General features: G+C 46.1%; 19 protein-coding genes. 12 read left to right on the forward strand and 7 right to left on the reverse strand.

All coding sequences use genetic code 11. The features are described from left to right. Positions 1 to 5 precede the first annotated feature (5 nt). The 7 genes from fabD (at position 6) to L5M18_RS04185 (ending at position 5,803) form a co-directional block, all read left to right on the forward strand. Positions 6 to 932 carry an ACP S-malonyltransferase gene (gene fabD / locus L5M18_RS04155; RefSeq protein ID WP_263196024.1) on the forward strand — a complete coding sequence of 309 codons (927 nt, stop codon included), beginning with the start codon at positions 6 to 8 and terminating at the stop codon, positions 930 to 932. A 9-nt stretch (positions 933 to 941) separates the two neighbouring features. Further along, a complete protein-coding gene (gene fabG / locus L5M18_RS04160) occupies positions 942 to 1,688 on the forward strand; it encodes a 3-oxoacyl-ACP reductase FabG (protein WP_006081230.1) in 747 nt (248 codons plus the stop codon). Between the two features lie 164 nt (positions 1,689 to 1,852). Continuing rightward, positions 1,853 to 2,086, forward strand: coding sequence for an acyl carrier protein (gene acpP / locus L5M18_RS04165; RefSeq protein WP_006081231.1), 234 nt, complete (start codon positions 1,853 to 1,855; stop codon positions 2,084 to 2,086). Positions 2,087 to 2,322: 236 nt separating this feature from the next. Next, positions 2,323 to 3,561, forward strand: a complete 1,239-nt coding sequence (gene fabF, locus L5M18_RS04170) for a beta-ketoacyl-ACP synthase II (RefSeq protein ID WP_006087466.1) — start codon at positions 2,323 to 2,325, stop codon at positions 3,559 to 3,561. A gap of 232 nt (positions 3,562 to 3,793) precedes the next feature. Then, positions 3,794 to 4,162, forward strand: coding sequence for a hypothetical protein (locus L5M18_RS04175; RefSeq protein WP_028760367.1), 369 nt, complete (start codon positions 3,794 to 3,796; stop codon positions 4,160 to 4,162). A gap of 117 nt (positions 4,163 to 4,279) precedes the next feature. Next, complete coding sequence (locus L5M18_RS04180) at positions 4,280 to 4,759, forward strand: acyl-CoA thioesterase (RefSeq protein ID WP_105252855.1); 480 nt, start codon at positions 4,280 to 4,282, stop codon at positions 4,757 to 4,759. A gap of 168 nt (positions 4,760 to 4,927) precedes the next feature. Continuing rightward, complete coding sequence (locus L5M18_RS04185; protein WP_263196025.1) at positions 4,928 to 5,803, forward strand: NAD(P)-dependent oxidoreductase; 876 nt, start codon at positions 4,928 to 4,930, stop codon at positions 5,801 to 5,803. Positions 5,804 to 6,008: 205 nt separating this feature from the next. Here L5M18_RS04185 and L5M18_RS04190 read toward each other — a convergent pair whose 3' ends face one another. Then, entirely contained in the window at positions 6,009 to 6,857 is an 849-nt protein-coding gene (locus L5M18_RS04190) for a D-hexose-6-phosphate mutarotase (RefSeq protein WP_263196026.1), read from the reverse strand. A 246-nt stretch (positions 6,858 to 7,103) separates the two neighbouring features. On the opposite strand from L5M18_RS04190, the gene L5M18_RS04195 reads away from it, so the two are divergent. The 3 genes from L5M18_RS04195 (at position 7,104) to L5M18_RS04205 (ending at position 12,904) form a co-directional block, all read left to right on the forward strand. Beyond that, the gene (locus tag L5M18_RS04195; protein ID WP_263196053.1) at positions 7,104 to 8,894 is read left to right on the forward strand and encodes an acyl-CoA dehydrogenase C-terminal domain-containing protein; all 1,791 of its coding nucleotides are present in this window, start codon (positions 7,104 to 7,106) and stop codon (positions 8,892 to 8,894) included. A 395-nt stretch (positions 8,895 to 9,289) separates the two neighbouring features. Continuing rightward, positions 9,290 to 11,536 carry a TonB-dependent siderophore receptor gene (locus L5M18_RS04200; protein ID WP_263196054.1) on the forward strand — a complete coding sequence of 749 codons (2,247 nt, stop codon included), beginning with the start codon at positions 9,290 to 9,292 and terminating at the stop codon, positions 11,534 to 11,536. Between the two features lie 243 nt (positions 11,537 to 11,779). Continuing rightward, positions 11,780 to 12,904 carry a patatin family protein gene (locus L5M18_RS04205; RefSeq protein WP_263196028.1) on the forward strand — a complete coding sequence of 375 codons (1,125 nt, stop codon included), beginning with the start codon at positions 11,780 to 11,782 and terminating at the stop codon, positions 12,902 to 12,904. Positions 12,905 to 13,096: 192 nt separating this feature from the next. Here the strand turns inward: L5M18_RS04205 and asnB are convergent, their stop codons facing one another. The 5 genes from asnB to purM all read right to left on the reverse strand — a co-directional run bounded on the left by asnB (position 13,097) and on the right by purM (position 19,851). Next, entirely contained in the window at positions 13,097 to 14,761 is a 1,665-nt protein-coding gene (gene asnB / locus L5M18_RS04210) for an asparagine synthase B (RefSeq protein ID WP_263196030.1), read from the reverse strand. Positions 14,762 to 15,344: 583 nt separating this feature from the next. Further along, entirely contained in the window at positions 15,345 to 17,021 is a 1,677-nt protein-coding gene (locus L5M18_RS04215) for a M28 family metallopeptidase (protein ID WP_263196031.1), read from the reverse strand. Between the two features lie 244 nt (positions 17,022 to 17,265). Beyond that, a complete protein-coding gene (locus L5M18_RS04220) occupies positions 17,266 to 18,012 on the reverse strand; it encodes an HAD-IIA family hydrolase (protein WP_028760358.1) in 747 nt (248 codons plus the stop codon). 157 nt (positions 18,013 to 18,169) lie between these two features. Next, positions 18,170 to 18,814, reverse strand: a complete 645-nt coding sequence (gene purN / locus L5M18_RS04225; RefSeq protein ID WP_028760357.1) for a phosphoribosylglycinamide formyltransferase — start codon at positions 18,812 to 18,814, stop codon at positions 18,170 to 18,172. Continuing rightward, positions 18,814 to 19,851: a phosphoribosylformylglycinamidine cyclo-ligase gene (gene purM / locus L5M18_RS04230; protein ID WP_028760356.1), complete on the reverse strand. Its 1,038-nt coding sequence runs from the start codon at positions 19,849 to 19,851 to the stop codon at positions 18,814 to 18,816. The genes purN and purM overlap by 1 nt, the downstream gene beginning before the upstream one ends. 330 nt (positions 19,852 to 20,181) lie before the next feature. On the opposite strand from purM, the gene upp reads away from it, so the two are divergent. Further along, positions 20,182 to 20,808, forward strand: a complete 627-nt coding sequence (gene upp / locus L5M18_RS04235; protein ID WP_006081245.1) for a uracil phosphoribosyltransferase — start codon at positions 20,182 to 20,184, stop codon at positions 20,806 to 20,808. A 271-nt stretch (positions 20,809 to 21,079) separates the two neighbouring features. Beyond that, positions 21,080 to 22,486: a GGDEF domain-containing protein gene (locus L5M18_RS04240; RefSeq protein ID WP_263196032.1), complete on the forward strand. Its 1,407-nt coding sequence runs from the start codon at positions 21,080 to 21,082 to the stop codon at positions 22,484 to 22,486. Between the two features lie 153 nt (positions 22,487 to 22,639). On the opposite strand, the gene L5M18_RS04245 is transcribed toward L5M18_RS04240, so the two are convergent. Further along, positions 22,640 to 23,959, reverse strand: coding sequence for a Na+/H+ antiporter family protein (locus tag L5M18_RS04245; protein WP_173496537.1), 1,320 nt, complete (start codon positions 23,957 to 23,959; stop codon positions 22,640 to 22,642). Positions 23,960 to 24,120: the final 161 nt, after the last annotated feature.

Below are 24,120 nucleotides of genomic sequence, written 5' to 3' on the forward strand. Positions count from 1 at the left end.
TGAATATGGAAAATGTTGCTTTTGTATTTCCGGGTCAAGGTTCACAAGCCCTAGGCATGTTAGCCGAGCTTGCCGAATCTCATGCTGTTGTTGGACAAACCTTTGCTGAGGCGAGTGACGTCTTAGGTTATGATCTGTGGGCATTGGTTCAGCAAGGTCCTGTTGAAAGCTTAGATGAAACCGATAAAACTCAACCAGCCCTATTAGCGGCGAGCGTGGCGATTTGGCGTACCTACGTGGCTTCAGGCAAACCTATGCCAGCTATACTCGCGGGTCACAGCTTAGGTGAGTATTCTGCTTTAGTTTGCGCCGGTGTGATGGATTTTAAAGACGCGATTAAGTTGGTGGAATTACGTGGTCAACTGATGCAGCAAGCGGTTCCAGCTGGCACGGGTGCTATGTATGCGATTATCGGTTTGGACAACGAGAGTATCGCTAATGCCTGCGCCGAAGTGGCTCAAGGTGACGTGGTGAGTCCAGTTAACTTTAACAGTCCTGGTCAAGTGGTCATTGCAGGTCAAAAAGACGCAGTTGAGCGCGCTGCAGCAGCTTGTAAAGCAGCGGGCGCAAAAATGGCGGTGGCTTTACCTGTCAGCGTGCCATCACACTGTGCATTAATGAAACCTGCGGCGGATAAACTGGCCGTGGCATTAAACGATGTACAGTTTAATACCCCAACAATTACAGTGATTAATAACGTTGATGTGGCATCACCCACCTCTGCTGATGACATTAAAGATGCGTTAGTGCGTCAGTTATATTGTCCTGTCCGCTGGAGCGAAACGGTTGAGTTAATGGCCCAAAAAGGCATTACCCAACTGGTGGAATGTGGTCCTGGTAAAGTATTGACAGGATTGGCAAAACGAATTAACAAATCACTATCAGCCCAAGCGGTTAATGATGTTGCTTCATTAGCAGCATTAACTGAGTAAGGAGTTTATATGAGTTTCAACCTGAATTTAACAGGCAAAGTGGCTTTGGTGACAGGTGCGAGCCGCGGTATTGGCCGTGCGATCGCTGAGACATTGGTCGAAGCGGGCGCCGTGGTTATTGGAACCGCAACCAGTGAGAAGGGCGCTGCGGCGATCCAAGAATATCTGGGTGACAAAGGTTTTGGTTTAGTGCTTAATGTCACAGATAGTGAATCTGTTACACATTTATTCGCCTCGATCAAAGAAAAAGCGGGTGATGTTGATATTCTAGTCAACAACGCGGGTATAACCCGTGATAATCTGCTGATGCGGATGAAAGATGATGAATGGCAGGATATTATCGACACCAACCTGACATCGTTATTTAGACTATCAAAACCTGTGATGCGTACCATGATGAAAAAGCGCTTTGGCCGAATCATCAATATCGGTTCAGTGGTAGGCACCATGGGCAATGCAGGTCAAGTTAACTACTCGGCAGCAAAGGCGGGTTTGATTGGATTTACAAAATCTCTTGCAAGAGAGGTTGCATCTCGTCAAATTACAGTTAATGCTATCGCTCCTGGATTTATCCAGACCGATATGACAGATGAGCTGACCGAAGAGCAGCAAAAAGCTATCATGTCACAGGTTCCGATGGAACGATTAGGGCAAGCGCAAGAAATTGCCAATGCAGTGCTCTTTTTGGCCTCGGACTCAGCCGCTTACATCACAGGCGAAACTTTGCATGTGAATGGCGGCATGTACATGGTTTAAGGGCGAATGGCAGGGATTTCTGTCGCAACTGAGTAGTGATCTGTATCAATTGATAGTGAAATTTCGTGGTTAGACCACGAAAACTAAGCTTGCATTGTCAGCCAAATCTAATAAACTACTCGCAATCTTACGCAAGTGCGTAATTTGAATAGGAAAGAAAACTAATGAGCAACATCGAAGAACGTGTAAAGAAAATCATTGTAGAGCAACTGGGCGTTAAAGAAGAAGACGTTAAGCCAGCGGCATCTTTCGTTGACGATCTGGGTGCAGATTCTCTGGACACTGTTGAGTTGGTTATGGCTCTGGAAGAAGAGTTTGATACCGAGATCCCTGATGAAGAAGCTGAAAAGATCACTACTGTTCAAGCAGCGATCGACTACGTTTCTAAGAATCAGTAATTCTGAATTCTTGAAGACAGGCGGCATTTTTGCCGCCTGTTTTTGTTTTACCCCCGTCAAATTCTGCCTCCGTGCCATTCAATCGTCTCTGGATCGTGTTTTAATTGTTATCCACGAGATGCTCGCCGCAGATTGGCGAATTTTTCTAAATAAACGTTATTTAAGAAATTGTCTAATGATAGAAAACCCTGTGTCCTCTATCTGAATTAACAAATTAGCATTTAAAGGTGACTGCCGTGTCTAAACGTCGTGTAGTGGTAACCGGTTTGGGGTTAGTAACTCCAGTGGGCAATACTGTCGATACTACTTGGAAGGCTTTGCTTTCGGGTAAGAGTGGTATTGCACCGATAACCAAATTTGATGCCAGTGAATTTACCACTCGTTTCAGTGGTTCAGTAAAAGATTTCGATGTTGAGCAATACGTAACGAAAAAAGACGCCCGTAAGATGGACCTCTTTATTCAATACGGTATGGCGGCTGGCATCCAAGCTATCCAAGACTCAGGTCTGGACATGAGTAAAGAAAACCCAGGTCGTGTCGGTACGGCTATTGGTGCGGGTATGGGCGGTATGTGGTTGATTGAACAAGGTCACAGCGCATTGATGAATGGTGGCCCGCGTAAGGTTTCTCCTTTTTTCGTACCTAGTACCATCATCAATATGATTTCGGGCCACTTGTCGATCATGTTTGGCATGAAAGGGCCAAATTTTGCCGTGACGACCGCTTGTACTACGGGTGTGCATAATATCGGTTTCGCGGCGCGTACTATTGCCTATGGCGATGCAGACGTGATGGTTGCGGGCGGTGCTGAGGATGTCACTTCTCCTTTAGGCGTGGCAGGTTTTGGTGCAGCGAAAGCATTATCGACACGCAATGACGATCCGACTGCGGCGAGCCGTCCATGGGATAAAGACCGTGATGGTTTTGTGATCGGTGATGGCGCTGGTGTGATGGTGATGGAAGAGTACGAACACGCAAAAGCGCGCGGTGCGACCATTTACGGCGAATTAGTCGGTTTTGGTATGAGTGGTGATGCGTTCCACATGACATCGCCTCCAAGTGACGGAGCTGGCGCTGCGGCTGCTATGGTCAATGCTATTAATGACGCTAAGTTATCACTGGAGCAAATTGGTTATATCAATGCCCACGGTACGTCGACGCCAGCAGGTGATAAAGCGGAAGCGGCAGCGGTTAAGTCAGTATTTGGCGACCACGCTTATAAAGTACTGGTTAGCTCGACTAAATCGATGACGGGTCACCTGTTAGGTGCTGCGGGTGCGGTTGAAGCGATTTTCACTTTGCTAGCACTGCGCGACCAAGCCGTACCGCCAACCATCAACTTGGATAATCCAGATGAAGGTTGTGACTTAGATTTTGTTGCCCATACAGCCCGTGACGTGAAGATGGATTATGCTCTGTGTAACTCCTTCGGTTTTGGTGGGACTAACGGTTCATTACTGTTCAAGAAAGTGTAAAACACGTATTTGTGGTGTAAAAAACAGTGAAAAAATGCGCCTGAGGGCGTATTTTTTATGGGTCAAATTCATTGTTCATGTGAGTTGAACTCCGTTATCTTATGGCTTTATTGTGATAGATGTCACTTTCTAACTGTATGATATCCATAGTGTTAACATTTGTTCATCAAGCTTGTTTAATTCTAGTGACCACAGATAATGACAGACATATTCAATCTTAATGGAGTGTGTCATGTTAAATCCCGCGGTGATCCCGCTTGTTCCCCTCATTGGCGCATTAACTGCCAATCTGACCGAATTGATCCGCGGTGAGTTTAAAGTGTGGCATCCAAACATGGACATTGGGATCAAGACTTTTACCTTAGCAATCGCTGCTTACGTGGTGGTTTGGTTTGCCTTATTGGTGACGGCGATTAACGTCGGTGGCGATAGCAATATGTCTTCGGGCCTCGAAGTGCTGGGTTTCTTTATGTTTGGCTTAGGCGTTTACACTTTTGCTAAGGGTACGCGTTTCGTCAGTAGTGAATTTCAGCTATGGATTTATCGTTTAGCGTTGCCGAGTTTATTGCTTTGCTGCGTGCTTATTAGCCACTTTGGTTAAATCGAATTTTTTGACGAGGTCAATCGTAATTATTTTTACGCTAATGGCGCTTTCTATCGTAAACTCAGCCTATTGCACGAAACATTGAGCCACAGTGGCTGAATAAGTTGAGGTTATATGGCTGGTATAGATAGACAAAGTACCCTGAGATTTTTGTCAGAGCCTGCGGATGTGAATTTTGGTGGTAAAGTTCACGGCGGCGCTGTGATGAAGTGGATCGATCTCGCGGCCTATGCCTGTGCAGCGGGCTGGAGCGGTAAATATTGTATTACTGCTTATGCGGGCGGTATTCGTTTTGTGCAACCCATTTTGGTGGGCAATATTGTTGAAGTCAGCGCAAAAGTGATTTATACGGGTAAAACTTCTATGCATATCGGTATCGATGTGCGAGCGGGCGATCCTAAAGTTTCTGAGCGTCATCTCACCACCCATTGTATTGTGATCATGGTCGCAGTTGATGAAGATGGCCTACCTACGCCTGTGCCTGAGTGGATACCACAGACGGAACATGATATTCATTTACGGGATTCTGCACTGCGCTTGATGGAAATGCGTAAAAAGATTGGCGCCGAAATGGAAGCCCATGTGGTGAAATAGCTCCATAAATTAAATCAGCAAAGGCGCTTAAGGCGCCTTTGTTGTTTCTAGCGAAAAGTGCGTTTATCACTCGCTCCGATTTCACTCTGACGTTACCGTTGATGAATGTTAAACTGCGGCCACTATTTTGAATCGATTCACTTTGTTTATCTATTTAAGGATCAGCTCATGGCAAAAGTCGCATTTATTGGTTTAGGCGTAATGGGATATCCCATGGCGAGGCATTTACTGAACAAAGGCCATGAGGTCACTGTTTATAATCGTACTTTTGCCAAGGCGCAAACTTGGGTCGACACCTATGGTGGTCGCTGCTGTCCAACACCAAAGGAAGCGGCCGAGGGTCAAGATATTGTGTTTACTTGCGTGGGCAATGATAACGATCTGCGTGAAGTGGTATTAGGCAGTGATGGCGTTATCCATGGGATGGAAAAGGGCACTGTGCTGGTTGACCATACTACGGCTTCGGCCGATGTCGCTCGTGAGCTTGCCAAAGTCTTAGCCGAAAAAGGCATTGATTTCCTCGATGCGCCCGTGTCTGGCGGACAAGCGGGCGCCGAAAATGGCGCCTTGACTGTGATGGTCGGCGGCGATGAAGCGGTATTTGAGCGTGTTAAACCCGTGATTGAAGCCTTTGCCCGCTGCGCCGAACGTTTGGGTGATGTCGGTGCTGGTCAGTTAACTAAGATGGTGAACCAAATTTGTATCGCGGGTGTGGTGCAAGGTTTGGCGGAAGCATTACAGTTTGCCCGTAAAGCGGGACTCGATGGCGAGAAAGTCATTGAAGTGATCAGCAAAGGCGCGGCGCAAAGCTGGCAGATGGAAAATCGCTACAAGACGATGTGGGGCCAAAGCTATGATTTTGGTTTCGCCGTCGATTGGATGCGTAAAGACTTAGGCATCGCCTTAGAAGAAGCCCGCCGCAATGGTTCACACTTGCCATTGACCGCTTTGGTGGATCAATTCTATTCAGAAGTGCAGGGCATGGGCGGTAACCGTTGGGATACGTCTAGCTTGCTGGCGCGCTTAGAGAAATCGGCGAAATAAGTTTTACCTTAAGTTTCATCGTTATAACAACTTAGGTTTTGTAGTGATAAAACTTTGGCTTCGGAGTGATAAACACTCTGGTTTCGCAGTGATAGGTTTTGCAATGATAAAAATGCCCAGTCCCGATTGCGTTGGCAAATAGGACTGGGCATTTTTGTATGTATCGTTTTTTGACTAGGACATTAAGAGCTAGGATATTTAATCGTTAGTCTTTCCAGCGAATATGGGTCACTAAACTGTGGGTTTCACCTGGTGCGAGCACGACTTTATCTTCTAATACATTGGCCGCTTCTAGGCAGACCATGGTCAGATAATCTTCTGGATTAAATCGGCCCAAGCGTTGTGACTTTTCAATCCATGGATTCCATAATACCGCTGATTGGCTGTTTTCACGGCTGACTTCGATTATCCCCTGCGGCGTATGCAATAACTGCACTGGGCCGAGATCGGTATAGACACGATCTGTCTCGCGATCAAACAGCACTTCATCCGTGGTTTGCGGATAAGGCCCTTGTGCAAATTCGATGTATTTTGACCCACTAAAACCGCAGGCTTTGAGTTGGTGGATATCCTCAATCGGGAAATAGCTGTGCAACGCTTGGGTAAGTGTAACGGGTTCAGTACCTAAGTTGGTATTCACAAGACTAATGCTTAGGGTGTCGCTGAGGGTGAATAATACGCTGACCTCAGTGTTATGCGGCCAATAGATTTTATCTTGCTCACTGATTTTTAAGCTAAAACGTAAATCCACTAACTGATTACGCATTTCTACCGATTCCAGCGCCCAAATTCGGGTACGGGCGAAACCGTGTTGGGGAAAGTTCGCTTCACTACTCATGCCAAACCAAGGCCAGCATACGGGTACACCACCACGGATCCCATTACCGGGTTGATAATCGTCAGCCGATGAAACCCACAGCAAAGGTGGTTTGCCTACGGGTTGAAAATAGTCTATTTGCGCGCCCTGCAAAAAAATTCTTGCCTGACATAACGCCGTATTCACTTCGACATAATCGAGCCCGTTGGCGTGCTTTTTAGTAGTGACAGAACCCATAGTAACAATATCCTTAACTCTGCTGACATATCAGAAAAACAGGCAGTTAGCTTACAAAGTTTTCCGCGATAACATAAGGCTTTGTTGCGATCAATTTACGGTTTCGCTGTTCGTTTGTGTAAACAAAAGTCTGTGGAGGATACTGAGGTGCTTTCTTTTTCGGCAGATTTAGCTAAAGTGGTCAGAGCACCAAAGTGGTCAGATCACTTAGTTGAGTTGCAGTCTAACAAGAAAAGGGAAGCGATTATGCCAGTCTATCAAGCGCCGCTGCGCGACTATCAATTTATCCTCGATGAAATGTTACATATTTATCAGCAAGATGCACTCAAGGGGTTCGATGAAATCGATCCAGATCTTGTCGATGCGATCCTGCAAGGTATGGCCGACTTTAGTAGTGAAGTGATGTTACCGCTCAATAGTGTCGGCGATCTGCAAGGCTGTAAGTTGGTCGATGGTAAGGTGATTACACCGGAAGGATTTGATAACGCCTATCGGCAGTTTGTTGATAATGGCTGGCCGACGCTGACCTGCGATCCTGAATATGGCGGCCAAGGTTTACCCGAAGTGGTGGGGATTTTTGCCACTGAGATACAAACGGCAACTAACATGGCTTTTGCCATGTATCCTGGTTTGACCCATGGCGCCTATGCCGCCATCCATGCCCACGGCAGTGATGCGCTCAAGCAAAAATATTTGAGTAAACTGGTTAGCGGTGAATGGACAGGAACCATGAACTTGACCGAGTCCCACGCCGGTACTGACTTAGCCTTATTACGCACCAAAGCCGTGCCAGTATCCGAAGGTGTTTTTGCCATCAGCGGTGAGAAAATTTTTATCTCCTCAGGCGATCATCAACTCACCGACAACATAGTGCACCTCGTATTAGCTCGTTTGCCGGATGCGCCTGAAGGCGTGAAGGGCATATCTTTGTTCGCAGTGCCTAAAGTATTAGTGAATAACGATGGTAGTTTAGGCGCACCGAACACTTTATATGCCAGTGGCCTTGAACATAAGATGGGCATTCACGGTAACTCAACTTGTGTAATGGTATTTGAAGGTGCATTGGGTGAGCTTGTCGGCGAGCCACACCAAGGACTGCGAGCCATGTTTACTATGATGAACCAAGCGCGTTTAGGCGTTGGCGTGCAAGGTCTGGGTGTCTCTGAGATTGCCTATCAAAATGCGCTAGCCTATGCCAAAGACAGATTACAGAGCCGCGCCTTAAGTGGCGCCAAAGCCCCAGAAAAAGCTGCCGATCCGATTTTGGTTCACGGCGATGTGCGCCGCATGTTGCTGTCGCAAAAAGCCTTTAATGAAGGCGCAAGAGCCTTAGTTGGACAACAAGCTTTGTGGCTCGATGAAGCTGAGCGTCATACCGATCCCGCCAAAGCCAAAGTTGCCTCCCAATTAGCGGCACTGTTCACGCCAGTGGTGAAAGGTTTTATCACTAACCGTGGTTTTAATGCCTGTGTCGATGCACAGCAAGTGTTTGGTGGACATGGTTATATTCATGAGTGGGGTATGGAACAATTTGTGCGTGATAGCCGTATTGCACTGATTTATGAAGGCACTAACGGTATCCAGGCGCTGGATTTAGTGGGGCGTAAATTGCTTAGCGACCGCGGCGCGGCCATGCAGCAATGGTCGGCGTTAGTGACTGAGTTTATTAAGTCACATAGCACCAATGCGGCGATGCAACCCTACGTGAGTGGTTTAATGGATTGTGCGGGTGATTTGCAAAAGGCTAGCGGTTATTTAGCTGCACAAGCAGCGACCAATCCTGACATTATCGGCGCAGCCTCTATGGCTTATCTGGAGTTATTTGGGGTGACTGCACTGGCATGGATGTGGGCCAGAAGTGCCGCGGTGGCATTAGCGGCGTTGGAGCAGGGCACCGAAGAAACCGCATTTTACCAAGCTAAATTGAAAACTGCCGATTTCTACATGGCTTACTGGGCGGTGCAAGGTCGCAGTCTGCGTAAGCAAATTGAGCAGGCGAGTGAAATGCTAACTCAATTGGATGAAGCTATCTTTTAAGCATTCACCTTATAGGCTGAGTTAAGCCTTTGCTTAAAAACAGCTCAACAACAGTCAAAACCAGCGTCTTGTCGCTGGTTTTTATTTTTATATCGTTTTAATCTTTAACTTATTGTTTTGCTTAGCTTGCACGCAAATACTCAGCTTGATGCTGTGAGTCTCTTTCTTATTCCACATAAAACTTCCGTCGAAGGTTTGTGTTACTGGCGCTCTCTTTCGTTTGAGTCATAACCAAACATAACAAGGATTATGTGGGCTGATGTCGATGATTTATTAAACGCCTTTCACAATTGTGTAAATTCAAATGATAATTATTGTCATTAGCAAATCATCCTTTATAATGACGGCCAATTCGTTTGAATACATTTGTAAACCCTTTGGTTTATGCCATTTTTATGCGCTCGCGCTGGGGACATTCTGTGAAGACTCGTTTTGCCTACTCATTAATCGCACTTGCACTCGCTCAACATCAGTCGGTATTCGCCGCTGAAACTGTACTCGATAAAGAGGCCCCACAGCAGACCTTGTCTACGAGCTCACCAGTCCCCAGTCCTGCATCGACTCAATCCGCAGCCGATGGGGAGATAAAACTCGCAGCACCTGAGCGTATTGCTGTCCATGGCCGTGCAATGCAAATGTACGTCGATAAAGAAACGACAGTTGGCACTAAGACGGCGATTAATGTGATGGAATTGCCGCAGTCGGTGCAAGTGCTGACCGAGCAGTTAATCGTCGACCAAGCGGCGCGCAATATTACCGATTTATACCGCTCTATCGCGGGCGTGAGTGAGTTTAGTTATTCGGGCGTGACCTTTCGCGGTTTCCGCGACGATGCCAACGTTTTTTATGATGGGGTAAGGGGCGATCCCTATTCGGGATTTTCTGTGCCGCAACTCTTTAATGTGCAGCGGGTTGAAGTGTTAAAAGGTCCTGCATCCGCACTTTATGGCGGCGGTGAACCCGGCGGCATGATCAACTATGTCACTAAAAAACCAACCTTTGTCGAGAGTAAAGAGCTGACCTTAAGTACGGGCAGCGAGGATATGATGGGCGGCTCGCTGGATTTCACCGGTGGCTTAACCCAAAATCTTGCCTATCGCTTTGGCGCCTATTATCAGCAGGAAGATAGCTTTCGAAATAATGCCGATAGCCAAAATGCCGAAGTGGCGGGTGGGTTACTCTACGAAATCAGTGATGATACTAAGCTCACCACCACTTTCGATATTATTAAGCAGGATTTAGGCGGTAACCGACTTCGCGGTGTTCCCGTCGATGATGCGGGCAATTTCCTTGTCGCACCTTCCTATAATGCCAATGAGAAGAGTGACTTCCAGAAGATGGATGCACTGGTGCTGCAATCGATTCTCGATCATCAATTTACCGATAATTTCTCGGTCAAGACTCAGATCCGTTATCTGAATAATGATTCGACGCAGCAATATCATGAATCGAGAGGTTGGGCGACCTTAGATGCCAATAAAAAGCCCATTATGGGTGATGGCACCATTAAGCGTGAATACCGAGTTCAAGCACGGGCTAATGATGAAATCAGTTTAACCAATGATTTTGTCTATACATTCGATGCTTTAGGTTTTGAACATGAATTCCTGTTCGGCGGCGACTATCACTATGTCGAAACCGAATATCAGTACAAATTGGCGACTGATAAGGATGGTGTTGGTAACTTGAATATTTTTGACCTTAACTATGGTGAAACCGACCCTAATAGTTACAACTTGAAGGATAAAAATACCGATGGTACCCGCGCTAACCGTTACGGCATTTATGTACAGGAACATCTGCACTTTAATGAACAGTGGTCATTAATTGCTGGTCTGCGTTTTAGCCAGTTTGATGATTATGATAAAAAGACTGGTTTCTCCTTCAGCGATAACGCGATAACGCCAAGAGCAGGGCTTAATTATCGCCCAATTGATTCAATGTCCTTTTATTTGAATTACTCAGAGAGCTTCAATCCAGCATCTTTAACCAATCAAGCGGAAGATATTGGTGATGGTTTCCTCGAGCCAGAAACGGGCAATCAAATTGAACTTGGGATGAAAAATGAATGGCTTGATGGCCAGTTTATGACCACGCTCGCTGTGTATCGCATTGAAAAACAAAATGTCGCCCAAGCTAACCCTTTAGATACTGGTGATGACGATGGTATTCCCGCTTTACTTAATTTGGGTGAAGTACACAGTCAAGGCCTTGAATGGACGCTGGTGGGGGATTTAACCGATAACCTGACCGTCACGGCAAACTATGCCTATAACGAGACCGAAGTGGTTAAAGGGGTAACGAACGACAGTTTAACTAATACGTTTGATAGTAAGCACTTTGCCAATGCGCCGCGCCATCAAGCAGGGATATGGACCCGTTACGATATCAATGCACTCGATTCGGCGATTGCCTTTGGTATGGACTATGTGGGCGAGCAGTTCAGCCTCGATGGCCAAACGGTGAAGCCCCATACGATTTTTGACATGAGCTGGACGACCCAGTGGGATCAAACTCAAGTTCGCTTAAATCTTAAAAATATCTTCGATAAAGAATATGCCGTCAGTGGTTTTAGCGAGCGTAATGGCCATTTCCCCGGTGTGCCGCGTAATATCACGCTTGAACTGAGTCATAAGTTTTAATGCATTGATGTGAAAATAGCTTGTTCGTTAAGGACGATGAACAAGCTGGAGTGAATGGGTTAATCTTGCGCGAATAATCGCCGTAGTTCTCTGTCTGTATTCGTGCCTTGAGCATGGATTAACCTTGTGTGACTTATCATCTTAATAGTTTTTATCTATTAAGATGATAGTTTCTATCCGTTATCATTTCTGATTCAGCTTGTTTAGACTCGCCTTATATGAATTATTCGATAAGGTTTTCCTATGCACGCCGTCAGCCACTTAACCTCCAAAGACGCTCAATCTAACGCTAGCCCACAGGTGGCCCTGATTGCAGAAGGTGGCGGTCAGCGGGGTATATTCACCGCAGGCGTGCTCGATGCTTGGCTTGATGGCGGATTCGATCCCTTTGATTTGTTTATCGGTACCTCAGCAGGCTCACAGAATCTTAGCAGTTTTTTGGCCCGCCAAAAGGGTTATGCCAAACGCTTAATCCGCGGTTTATCGCGCCATAAACGTTTCTATCGACTCGGTCGCGGGTTAGTCGGCGGCAATGTGGTCGACTTAGATTGGTATTTTGAGCAGACGCGACAAGGGATGTTTAAATTAGATCTTAACGCGGCGACAGCCTCACTCGGTCATCGGCAGTTACTGATCACCACCACCAATGCCAGTGATCGCAAGGGTTATTTTTTAAGTCCAAGCAGTAAAAGCCAGTGGCGCGAATTGCTAAAAGCTTCTAGCGCATTACCATTTTTGTATAAACAAGGAGTGAAACTCACGCCTTGGCTAAATGACAAGGCTTGTAATAGTGACAAGGCCTGTAATAACGGCGCGGCTAATCATAGTGCCTCTGGTCACGGCACAGCATTAAGCGAAGGTAATGATAGTGATTTTTATCTCGACGGCGGTTTAGCAGCGCCTTTACCTGTGCGTGAGGCCTATCGTCGTGGTGCCCGCAAAATTGTGGTGATCCGTACTGTGAGCGAGGATTTTCAGGCGCAATCGGCTTGGGTTCACAAATTAAAATCTTGGATTTGTGTTTCTGGCTTTTGTCCGAAAACCATAGATTATCTTGTGCAGCACGAACAAGCCTATCAGGATGAATTGGACTTTATCGCTAATCCGCCAGAGGATGTGGAGATAGTGCAGATTTTTGCAGCTGAAAATTTGCAAAGTAAATTGCTGGGCAGTACCGATGCGGATTTACGCCATGATTATCATGCGGGGCTGAGTGCCGGAAAGCAGTTTTTAAGCTTAGATCCGATGGCGTTGACGCAGATGAATGTTCATTTTCAAACTCAAGTGCAAATCAACGACAAGACTCAAATTCATACTAACGCTCATACTCAGGCTCAAATCCAGCCATTCAGTGCGCTGTCGGCCTAGTTTGGTATTTTAGCTAAGTCACCATTTTGTACGTGAGTAAGCAATAAAAGTAAAAAACATTAAAATACAAGCGCCACCCTAGGGTGGCGCTTGTGGTTTGCAGTTTTAACCAGTTTATCAATCTAATTAATTTATATGATTAATCTAGCTCATCAGCTCAGTTTACTAACCTAGTTCTTCAAGGTTAGGCTATTAATAACTTGAGGTGTGTACAGAGCGTACTGCTCGGCCTGATGGGTCGATAATGCCGCGTAAGCTTTCGTCCCAAGCCAATGCTTCTGGCGTTGAACAGGCGACGGATTTACCACCTGGAACCGTTTCTGCAGCGCCGCTCAGTGGATAATGTTCCTCAAAGAAGCAGCGATAGAAATAGGCTTCTTTGGTTTCTGGCGTGTTGTATGGGAAACGGAATTTCGCTTTCGCCAATTGTAAATCATCCACCCGCGCCGCAGCTTGTTCTTTCAAACCGTCAATCCAAGAGTAGCCAACGCCGTCACTGAATTGTTCCTTCTGACGCCATGCCACTTCTTTTGGCAATTTGTGCTCAAAGGCTTTACGCAGAATGTGTTTCTCAATACGGCCATCCTTAGACATTTTCGCTTCAGGGTTGATGCGCATTGCCACATCCATAAACTCTTTATCGAGGAAGGGCACGCGAGCTTCTAATCCCCAAGCGGCCATGGCTTTGTTGGCACGCAGACAATCGAACAGATGCAGCTTATCGAGTTTGCGGACTAATTCCTCGTGGAATGCCTGTGCGTTTGGCGCTTTATGGAAGTATAAATAGCCGCCAAATAGCTCGTCAGCACCTTCACCCGATAACACCATCTTAATGCCCATCGCTTTGATTTTACGCGCCATTAAATACATTGGCGTGGCAGCACGTATGGTGGTGACATCGTAGGTTTCTAAGTGATAGATCACTTCTTTAATCGCATCTAAGCCTTCTTGGAAGGTGAAATGGATCTCATGGTGAATCGTACCAATCGCTTCGGCGACCTTTTTGGCGGCGATTAAATCTGGCGCACCTTCAAGGCCGACGGCAAAGGAATGTAACTGTGGCCACCAAGCGTTGGTTTCGCCATTGTCTTCAATACGGCGTTTAGCAAAGGTTTGCGTCACGGCGGAAATGATCGATGAATCTAAGCCGCCCGACAGCAACACACCATAGGGCACGTCTGACATTAATTGACGTTTGACCGCTGCTTCTAATGCGTCACGCAATTCTTCTTGGCTGGCTGGGTTATCTTTAACCGCATCATAGCTTTGCCAATCGCGAGTGTAGTATTTCACCGCGGCTGCATCGCTTGAGTACAAATATTGGCCTGGTAAGAATTCCTCTACCGTTTTACACACTGGCATCAAGGCTTTCATTTCGGAGGCAACATAGAAGTTACCCGCAGCGTCACGGCCTGTGTATAGCGGGATAATACCCATGTGATCGCGGCCGATAAGGTATCTGTCTTGGGCTTTGTCATATAACACAAAGGCGAAGATACCGTTTAATTTATCAAGAAATTCAGTGCCATATTCTTGATACAGCGCCAAGATCACTTCGCAGTCAGAGTTGGTTTGATAGCTGTACTTATCGCCTAACTGGGCTTTCAATTCTTTGTGGTTATAGATTTCGCCGTTGACCGCGAGGATCAAACTGCCATCTTCAGTCAGCAGCGGCTGAGCACCGTGTTCAATGTCAACAATCGCTAAACGTTCGTGGGCAAGAATTGCCTTATCACTGGCATAAATACCTGACCAGTCAGGGCCACGGTGGCGCATTAGCTTAGACATTTCTAGCGCGACTTGGCGCAGTTCTTTGGCATCAGATTGGATATCTAAAATCGAAAAGATTGAACACATAGTACAACTCCCACACTGTCTGTCATTTGAGGATGTCTCAATTGAGGTTTAATGTGCCAGCTATTTAGCGTTTTGCCAAACACTATTTTTGATGTTTTATCTGCTTATTGGTAATTTTGTTGATTTAGATGTTTGTGTTTAATGGTTTTATTTGAGAATAATTCATTTAATTCGCGCTATTTTTGATGATTTGTTTTTATTGTCTGATTTGGTGTGAGGGGTTTTGGGGAATTCACAATGAGTTTTAAAAAAGTGTCGATGACAGAAAAACCGTTAAAAAAGACCATAAATAATGAGTTGGCTCGTTTAAGTGTTTTATTTTTAATCAATTAATGCGCCGAGTTTGACATCAACCAATGGCATAAGACTATTCTGAATGGTGTGGCAGGATGGATATTTCGCGATAACGGCATTGTTTGTGAGCTGAAAACAAAAAAGCACGTGAATGGTTCACGTGCTTGTAGGTCTTGTTTGGCGCTTTGGCTGGCGGAGGAGGCGCTTTATTTCGCAGGTGCGACTAGCAGGCGTCAATAAGAGACGACTAACCCAACGGTCTCTCGCAAGAAGCCACAGACTTAGCCTGTTACTTTGCGTCCGTTTCCAGCGTTGTTTTGGCTGGGCGCAGGCTATTGAATTCTGTGCCTTGATAATATCCCGGCCAATCTTGGCTGTTGCCCAATGTGCGTGTGACTTGGTAGTAGATTTGCAAGTCTTGCAGCGCGCCGCTTAAATCCCAATCTTCACGATATTCATCGCAGACATTGTGATAACAGCCCTTCATTGTGGCTTGCATCTGGGTTTTATAAGCAGCCGTGGCTTCGTCAACGGGGTTGCTACCGCCGCCAGCAAATACCGCTGGCACGCCAAGTTTGGCAAAGCTGAAATGATCTGAACGGAAGAAACCGCCCGAAGCGGGATTTTTCTCACCCATGGCGATGCGGTTTTGTTGTTTCGCCGCATCGATAAGATAAGTTTCTAACTCGGATTTACCTTTGCCGACAATGGTAAAGTCATTGGTTTTGCCATAGATATTCGTGCTGTCGAGGTTTAACACTGCCACGGTTTTGTCGATAGGGTAAAGTGGATTGGCGGCGTAATAGCGTGAACCGAGTAAGCCCTGTTCTTCACCTGTGGTAGCGATAAAGGTAACCGAGCGCGCTAAACCATGGCCTTGTTTGGCATTGTCGGCTAATTGTCTGGCGATTTCGAGAATGCCGGCAGTGCCCGAGGCATTGTCCATGGCGCCGTTATAAATTTGATCGCCTGCTTTCGTCTCGTCTTTACCTATGTGATCCCAATGGGCGGTGTAGAGGATTTGCTCGTCGGTTTGTGTGCTGCCGGGGAGTGTGGCGACCACATTGTAGCTATTCGCGTATTCGGCTTTATTTTTAAAGGCGATGTTGGCCGTTTGTTCAAGGGATAAATTGATTGAGCTGTCGGCGGCGCGCGCCATTAAATTAGGCAGTGATAAACCGGCTTTATCGAACAGTTGTGTAGCCGCGTCCAGTGTAAGCCAGCCTTCGACTTGAATGCGGCTATCTTGTTCTGCTTTACTGAAGACCAGATCTTGCTGTGGTCCAGTCCAACTATTTTCTATCACGGACCAAGGGTAAGAGGCGGGCTCGGTATCATGGATAATCAGTGCGCCGAGTGCGCCTTGACGACTGGCCTCTTCAAATTTGTAGCTCCAACGGCCGTAATAGGTCATGGCTTTGCCGTTGAATTTACCCGAGTCAGGGCGAGCAAAGCCGGGATCGTTCACTAAGATCACCGCGATTTTGCCTTTCATGTCGAGATCTTGGTAATCATTCCAACCATATTCAGGGGCGTTCACCCCATAGCCGACGAAGACTAATGGTGCGTTCTCAATACTAATACCACCGTTATCGTGGCGACTGCTGAGCACCAGATCTTTTCGGTACTTAAAGGGTAATCCTGCCAGCGTGACTTGCTGCGCTTCATCTGCGGTATAGCTCACCATAGGTACAGGTTGTAAAAAGCTGCCTTGGTACGCGCCCTTGAGTCCCATCTCTGTAAAGGCTTTGGTCAAATAATCCAAGGTGAGTTTTTCACCGTGAGTGGTGGGCGCACGACCTTCAAATTCATCGGATGACAGAGCTTTAATATCATTTCTAAAGCGCGCTTCATTAAACTGCACGGGTTTGAGTTCAGCCAAAGTGCTGTTGCCATCAGGCTCTGATACATTTGGACTACAGGCACTGAGCATGGCCAACGCACAGAGTGGATACAGACGTCGCATAGGTTAATCCTACTGTTGTTTTAATTAAGGTATTTTAGATTTATGTTAATCAATCAGAAGCGAGACTTATCATGAAGCAAGCCGCGGTGAGCCACAAGGTTGAGAAGAAGGTGAATATGTTACTTAATGTTGCTTTACCCTATGCAATACGCCTTTGGGCTAGGCGTGTTGCATAGGTAATGTTTAAGCGACTGGCAAAGATGAATTGCTAGACGTAGGATTAGACATCTGTTTAAACCATTGTTTAAACAACGTCGATATCGCCAGCGCAGGCAAACACATGGTTCGGGCGGAAGGGCTCTTTGTCGATATCTTCAAGCTTACTCACGCCACTGGTGACCAGAATGGTTTCAAGCCCTGCTTGGAAGCCCGCCAAAATATCGGTACGCATATTGTCACCTATGATGACAGTGTCTTCCGAGTGTCCATCAATATGATTAAGTGCAGAGCGAATAATCCAAGCACTCGGTTTGCCCACGTAGAAAGGTTTCTTACCGGTAATACGTTCGATGGGTGAGCAGAGTGCACCACAAGCAGGGCTGTAGGCTGGACCGTGAGTATCGGGGTTAGTGGCAATAAAGCGCGCGCCGCGTGCGATGAAGCCTGCCGCTTTATGGATCATTTCCCAGTTGTAGGAGCGGGTTTCACCGACAATCACAAAATCGGGGTTAATATCGGTAATGGTAAAGCCTGCTTTGTAGAGTTCGTGGGTGAGGGCGCCTTCGCCAATGACATAGGCCTTGCTGCCTTCTTGGTGTTTTAAAAAGTCGGCGGTGGCCATGGCGGAGGTGTAAAAGCATTCTTCAGGAATATCAATACCGGCGGCACTTAAACGGTTTTGCAGATCCTTACCCGTTTGTACGGGATAGTTAGTCAATATCACTAACGGATTGCCTTGCTCTAAAATGCGCTGGATAAATTTGTCGCTGCCGGGGATCAGTTTATTGTCGTGCAGTAGTACACCATCGATATCGCAGATAATATTTTTCATCTAATAGTCTCTTGTCATGCCGAGCAAAAATCACTTTTCGTTAAGTTATCTAATGCCACATTGCCCCAGAAAACAATGCTTTTGTGGAAAATAGTTAAAAAAATAGAGACCCTAAGGTCTCCATTTGTGATCTCGCTACCATTGCTTTAAAGCGGAACTAATCGGGCGCGTAACCGCTCGGGCCGATGAGATTGCCATCAAGATAGGCTTGGCCGTTTTGCATGTTAAGACGTTGCTGACTAAACCATTTCACCACCAGAGGATAAATGGCATGTTCTTGCTCATGCACGCGGGCGGCGAGCATATCCGCGGTATCGTCTTCATAAACAGGCACTTTGGCCTGTAATATCACTGGGCCTGCATCCAGCTCAGGCGTGACAAAATGCACGCTGGCACCATGTTCGCTATCGTTCGCGTCTATGGCACGTTGATGGGTGTTTAAGCCAGTATATTTAGGTAGCAGCGAAGGATGAATATTGATCATGCGACCTAGGTAATGATTCACGAAATCATCGGTTAAGATCCGCATAAATCCCGCCAACACGATTAAATCGGGCTGGTACTTTTCAATCACTGTCATTAAACGTGCATCGTATTCAGAGCGAGATTCACCTTGGTGAGCTATCACGCAGCTGGTATCAATTTCGCCATGATGGGCGCGCACTAGGCCATAGGCATCGGGTTTATTACTGATGACTCCGACAACTTCGGCCTGCAGATTATCATCGCAACCGTCGATAACCGCTTGCAGGTTACTGCCATTTCCGGAAATTAATACAACTACACGACAGCTCTGGGGCATTACAGGATCTCCACTTGCTCTTCATTGCCTTCACGATGTGCGATAGCACCGATAAGCCATGCTTGTTCGCCTTCTGCAGCCAGTAATGCAAGTGCTGCATCCACTTTATCGGCTGGCAGCGCAACTAACATGCCGACGCCACAGTTGAAGGTGCGATACATTTCGTATTCTGCAATGTTGCCATTTTCCATTAACCAACTGAAAACAGCGGGCCATTGCCATGAATCGCCTTGGATAACCGCTTTTAAATTATCTGGCAGTACGCGCGGGATGTTTTCCCAGAAGCCGCCGCCAGTAATGTGCGCCATCGCATGGACATCAGATGCTTCAATCAGTTTGAGCAATGATTTTACGTAAATTTTGGTTGGCTCAAGGAGATGTTCAATCAGCGGTTTGCCGTTGAGATCTAGCTGAGGGTCTGCTTGGCTCACTTCTAATACTTTACGTACTAAAGAGTAACCATTTGAATGAGGGCCGCTTGAGGCTAATGCAATAAGCGCATCACCCGCTGCCACTTTGCTACCGTCAATAATGTCGGCTTTTTCAACTACACCCACGCAGAAACCCGCTAGGTCGTAATCTTCACCTTCATACATGCCTGGCATTTCAGCGGTTTCACCGCCAATTAACGCACAACCAGATTGGAAACAACCTTCGCCGATGCCGTTGACAACGGACGTTGCCGTTTCAACATCGAGCTTGCCTGTTGCGTAGTAATCGAGGAAAAACAGTGGCTCAGCGCCTTGAACGATCAGATCGTTCACACACATGGCGACTAAGTCTATGCCTACAGTGTCATGTTTTTTATAGTCGATAGCTAAACGTAATTTAGTCCCAACACCATCGGTGCCAGACACTAAAACCGGTTGTTTGTATTTAGTGGGGATTTCACACAAGGCGCCAAAACCACCTAAGTTGCCCATAACTTCTGGACGACGGGTACGTTTAACGGCTGCTTTAATGTTACTTACCAGTGCATTACCTGCATCAATATCAACGCCGGCATCTTTATAGCTCAGTGGGGTAGGTGTGCTCACGGAGGGATCCTCTCGGGTACATCGTTATTGGATTTTATGCGGCGGTATTCTACCAGCTTGTGCTAGGGGTCGAAAGTCATGATTTGGATTTATGCCCCTCGGCGGAGTTTTTTTGGTCTGAATGCGAGATATTCTATTTTTAGAGGTCTTGAGTTTGGTCACAAAATAGTAAATCACAGTAGGTATCTTAGACGATTGGGGATTATTCTTGGGAGATAGCTCACGATTAGACCGAATGGCAAAACTTTCTGTTTTACCTAGTAAACAAATCAACTAGAATCTGAAAAATTTGCCTAAAATAATACGCCGAAAAATAAGCAGGAGAGAAAAATGAAAGTTGTCGAGGTTAAACATCCTTTAGTGCGTCACAAAATCGGTTTAATGCGCGAAGGTGACATTAGCACTAAACGTTTCCGTGAACTAGCCGCCGAAGTGGGTAGTTTATTAACCTATGAAGCTACCGCAGATTTCGAAACTGAAACGGTGACGATTGAAGGCTGGAATGGTCCGGTTGAAGTCGATCAAATCAAAGGTAAGAAAGTCACTGTTGTGCCAATTTTACGTGCGGGTTTGGGCATGATGGACGGCGTACTCGAGCACATTCCAAGTGCGCGTATCTCAGTTGTCGGTATTTACCGTGATGAAGAGACCCTTGAGCCAGTGCCTTATTTTGAGAAGCTGGCCAGCGACATGAACGAGCGTATCGCCTTAGTTGTCGACCCTATGTTGGCGACAGGTGGTTCTATGATTGCGACCGTCGATTTATTGAAAAAGCGCGGTTGTACTTCAATTAAGGCCTTAGTGCTAGTGGCTGCACCTGAAGGGATCAAAGCGTTAGAGGCGGCGCATCCTGATATCGAGTTATATACCGCTGCTATCGACAAGTGCCTCAATGAGAAGGGCTATATCCTGCCTGGTCTTGGTGATGCGGGCGATAAAATCTTTGGTACTAAATAACCAAAGCTGTTAAAAATCAAGTTGCTAAATAATTAGCGTAGCTGATGCTCAGTTGAGCGGATGTACTCAGTAAGGGAGCCTAGGCTCCCTTTTTGTTTTTTTGTTCGCCACAGTTATAACAACTTTGTTTTAAGCTGCTAAAGTTTAGCATTAAGACAAATAGTTATTCGCAATTGCAGTTGTTTTTATTGGTTTATTTTGTGGTTTAATGGGACATTACTTAAGTTTTGGGCAAGGCATATTGTCGGTATAACAAGGATTAAGAGGGATTATGGGACATTCGGCACTCAACTGGTTGTTATTACGTCGGTCACTTGCACTTGCGACCCTGTTATTTGTCATATTCTTGTTGATCCTATTGCCGTTTAAAATCGATAGAGAACACCAATCCTTTGTGTCTTTTGTAAAAACCAAGCAAATCACACCGAGCTATATTGAACTGCTCGGTAAAAGCTTATCCCTGCACGACATCATTGATTTCAATAAATCTTCTTTAGCGCCTTTTCAGCTCGATCCCACCCGATTAATGCTGCCCCAAGGGGTGGAGCTTTCTGCTGAAGAAGCGCAAGTCTTACGCTACTTTGATTATCTCTACTCCAGTAAAAAGACAAATGCAGAAGATATTTTCCTGTATGTGGGGCTTTATCGTAGTGATGCTGTGTATTTTGCTACCCCAATCCCTGAGGACGTAAAAGCGCGGCTGATTAATGACCGTACTTCGACAAATGAGTTTTGTCAGAGCCTGCACTATTGTGCGAAAGACGCGACGCCAGAGTCCTTGGCCGATGGCATAGTGTTATCCATTCCTTATCAAGATGAAGTGACTGGTAAAGTCATTTTATCTATGGCCTCGCCGATTACATCATCTAGCGATCCTAATCATTTTATTGGTGATGTGATTGCCGACACGGCCTTTATGACGTCGGGTTTTATGCGTAATAAACATGTTGAATGGCGCAATACCGATTATGGCACTGAGTTGGTGATCACGACAGATAGCCTTTGGGCTGAGCTGACGCCGGAGTTCTTGTTTTATTCGATGACAAATCATTTAGATAACATGACTTCACTGACATACAAAATCAGTATATTTCGTTTTATTGTGTGGAATTTGCCCCTGTGGTTTTTGTTATCTATTGTGATCTTCTTCGTTCAAATTAATATCAATCGTTTTAGGAAACTTCGTACTGAGCGTCAACGGTTTAGTGAAGCGATGTTATTGGATGCTTTTACTCGCACCTACAATAAGAAAGTCTATGAGACCGCACTGTTTGATGTCGCAACTAAGGGGCATTACGCAGTGATCTGTGTGGATGGCGATAAAATCAAAACCATTAATGATACCTACGGGCATAAACTCGGGGACATGGCGATCATGCAAATTGTCGATGCAATGCGCGGCGTATTTCGAGAAAACGATTTGTTAATCAGAACCGGTGGTGATGAGTTTGTCGTCATCTTAGCTAATTGTACTTTCGATCGGGCTTTGGTGTTGGCTGAACATTTACGTCAAGCTGTGGCAGAGCGACAATTTTTAAATGTGTTGACCGTTTCTTGCGGTGTCGCTGATTCGCAAGACTATGCTAACTTCGAGGCAGTGCTGCAAGCGGCGGATAAAGCGCTCTATGAGGATAAAAAGAATAAGCAGGGAAGTCGCAAGCTTGACCTGACACCTTAATTATCACGTTCATTATTACGTGAGTTATTGAGTGAATCAGTGAGTTAACCTGCTGCCCGCAATAAAAGTGAATACCCGAGATAAAAAACAGCGCGGAGAATGCCACGCTGTTGTTACTTTCTAATACGGTAATGTAAACATCTGCGATAACACTTACAACACCATTGCTGCAATCCAACCAAACACTAATAGTGGAATATTGTAGTGGATAAATGTTGGTATCACGCTGTCACGAATGTGATCATGTTGACCATCGGCATTCAAACCTGCAGTGGGACCTAAGGTGGAATCTGATGCTGGCGAGCCCGCATCACCCAGCGCGGCGGCAGTGCCAACTAACGCGATTGTGGCCGCTACTGAAAAACCAAAACTTAATGCCAATGGTACATATATCGTCGCGATAATTGGAATGGTGGAGAAAGACGATCCAATTCCCATAGTGATCAGTAGACCAACCAGTAACATCAAGAAGGCTGCGAGGGCTTTATTATCCCCAATGATGTCGCTAAGCGAGGCCACAAGCGTACCCACTTCACCGGTTTCTTTCACTACAGCGGCAAAGCCAGCTGCTGAAATCATGATAAAGCCGATATTGGCCATCATTCGCACACCTTGGTTGAAGATATCTTGGTCGGCGACATGCTTCAAGGCACCCGAAAAACTGAAAATCATGAAGCCGACTAAGGCACCAAAAATCATAGAGTCAGTTTCAAGTTGTACGACGAGAGTGGCTAATATCGCCAGTGCAGCAATGATGATATTGCGTTTGTTGAGATTTTCTTCAGGTTCAGCGACCAACACTTTTGCCTCGTCGTAAGTCCGAGGTTTACGGTAACTGATGAATACTGCTGTGAGTAACCCTACGACCATACCCGCCGCAGGGATTAACATGGCTGGCGGAATTTGCTCGCGAGCAGCGGCTAAGCCATTGCTGGTTAAGTTGGAAAGCAGAATATCATTTAAGAAAATGCCACCAAAACCAATCGGTAAAATCATATAGGTGGTGACTAGGCCGAAGGTGAGAACACAAGCCACAAGGCGGCGGTCGATGTTCAGTTTGGTCATCACATGTAAGAGTGGTGGCACTAAAATCGGAATGAAGGCGATATGGATCGGTAAAATATTCTGTGAAGCCATCGACATAACGAGTAGCGATAACAGCAGTAACCAGCGTACCCAGTTAGTGTTTGTGGGATTAGGATCTTGTCCAAGGCTACTAATGATGCTTCTAGAAATCAGCGTCGTTAAGCCTGAATGCGATAGTGCGACAGCGAAAGCACCTAATAATGCATAACTGAGCGCAATTTGTGCGCCGCCACCTAAGCCTGTATTAAAGGCATCTATAGTTTGGTGCAGATCCATTCCGCCTACCAATCCCGCCACGAGGGCGCTCACGGTCAGGGCAATAACCACATTCACCCTAGCTAAACTGAGTGCTAACATTAAGCACACTGCAATTACGACTGCATTCATTATCAATTTTCTTAATTCTTTAAGCCAAAGGAGCTATTTTCGACTGCAAAGGCAGTGGATGTCCAGTTTGCCGAGGGCTTATCTGAAAAATATCTGAAAATGTGATCATGCTGGGTTTTGTCTGTTAGCCGAATGTGGATTGCTCCGCACACAGGATACGC

The sequence above is a fragment of the Shewanella sp. SM20 genome, from assembly GCF_025654545.1.
In the GTDB taxonomy this organism is placed as follows: domain Bacteria; phylum Pseudomonadota; class Gammaproteobacteria; order Enterobacterales; family Shewanellaceae; genus Shewanella; species Shewanella oncorhynchi.

Coding starts and splice junctions, on each gene's coding strand:
- L5M18_RS04205 (WP_263196028.1), top strand. CDS start 11,780: ATGCACGCCGTCAGCCACTTAACCTCCAAAGACGCTCAATCTAACGCT.
- L5M18_RS04180 (WP_105252855.1), top strand. CDS start 4,280: ATGGCTGGTATAGATAGACAAAGTACCCTGAGATTTTTGTCAGAGCCT.
- L5M18_RS04215 (WP_263196031.1), bottom strand. CDS start 17,021: ATGCGACGTCTGTATCCACTCTGTGCGTTGGCCATGCTCAGTGCCTGT.
- L5M18_RS04175 (WP_028760367.1), top strand. CDS start 3,794: ATGTTAAATCCCGCGGTGATCCCGCTTGTTCCCCTCATTGGCGCATTA.
- L5M18_RS04240 (WP_263196032.1), top strand. CDS start 21,080: ATGGGACATTCGGCACTCAACTGGTTGTTATTACGTCGGTCACTTGCA.
- upp (WP_006081245.1), top strand. CDS start 20,182: ATGAAAGTTGTCGAGGTTAAACATCCTTTAGTGCGTCACAAAATCGGT.
- asnB (WP_263196030.1), bottom strand. CDS start 14,761: ATGTGTTCAATCTTTTCGATTTTAGATATCCAATCTGATGCCAAAGAA.
- purN (WP_028760357.1), bottom strand. CDS start 18,814: ATGCCCCAGAGCTGTCGTGTAGTTGTATTAATTTCCGGAAATGGCAGT.
- L5M18_RS04200 (WP_263196054.1), top strand. CDS start 9,290: ATGCGCTCGCGCTGGGGACATTCTGTGAAGACTCGTTTTGCCTACTCA.
- L5M18_RS04190 (WP_263196026.1), bottom strand. CDS start 6,857: ATGGGTTCTGTCACTACTAAAAAGCACGCCAACGGGCTCGATTATGTC.
- fabG (WP_006081230.1), top strand. CDS start 942: ATGAGTTTCAACCTGAATTTAACAGGCAAAGTGGCTTTGGTGACAGGT.
- L5M18_RS04245 (WP_173496537.1), bottom strand. CDS start 23,959: ATGAATGCAGTCGTAATTGCAGTGTGCTTAATGTTAGCACTCAGTTTA.
- acpP (WP_006081231.1), top strand. CDS start 1,853: ATGAGCAACATCGAAGAACGTGTAAAGAAAATCATTGTAGAGCAACTG.
- fabD (WP_263196024.1), top strand. CDS start 6: ATGGAAAATGTTGCTTTTGTATTTCCGGGTCAAGGTTCACAAGCCCTA.
- L5M18_RS04185 (WP_263196025.1), top strand. CDS start 4,928: ATGGCAAAAGTCGCATTTATTGGTTTAGGCGTAATGGGATATCCCATG.
- L5M18_RS04220 (WP_028760358.1), bottom strand. CDS start 18,012: ATGAAAAATATTATCTGCGATATCGATGGTGTACTACTGCACGACAAT.
- L5M18_RS04195 (WP_263196053.1), top strand. CDS start 7,104: ATGCCAGTCTATCAAGCGCCGCTGCGCGACTATCAATTTATCCTCGAT.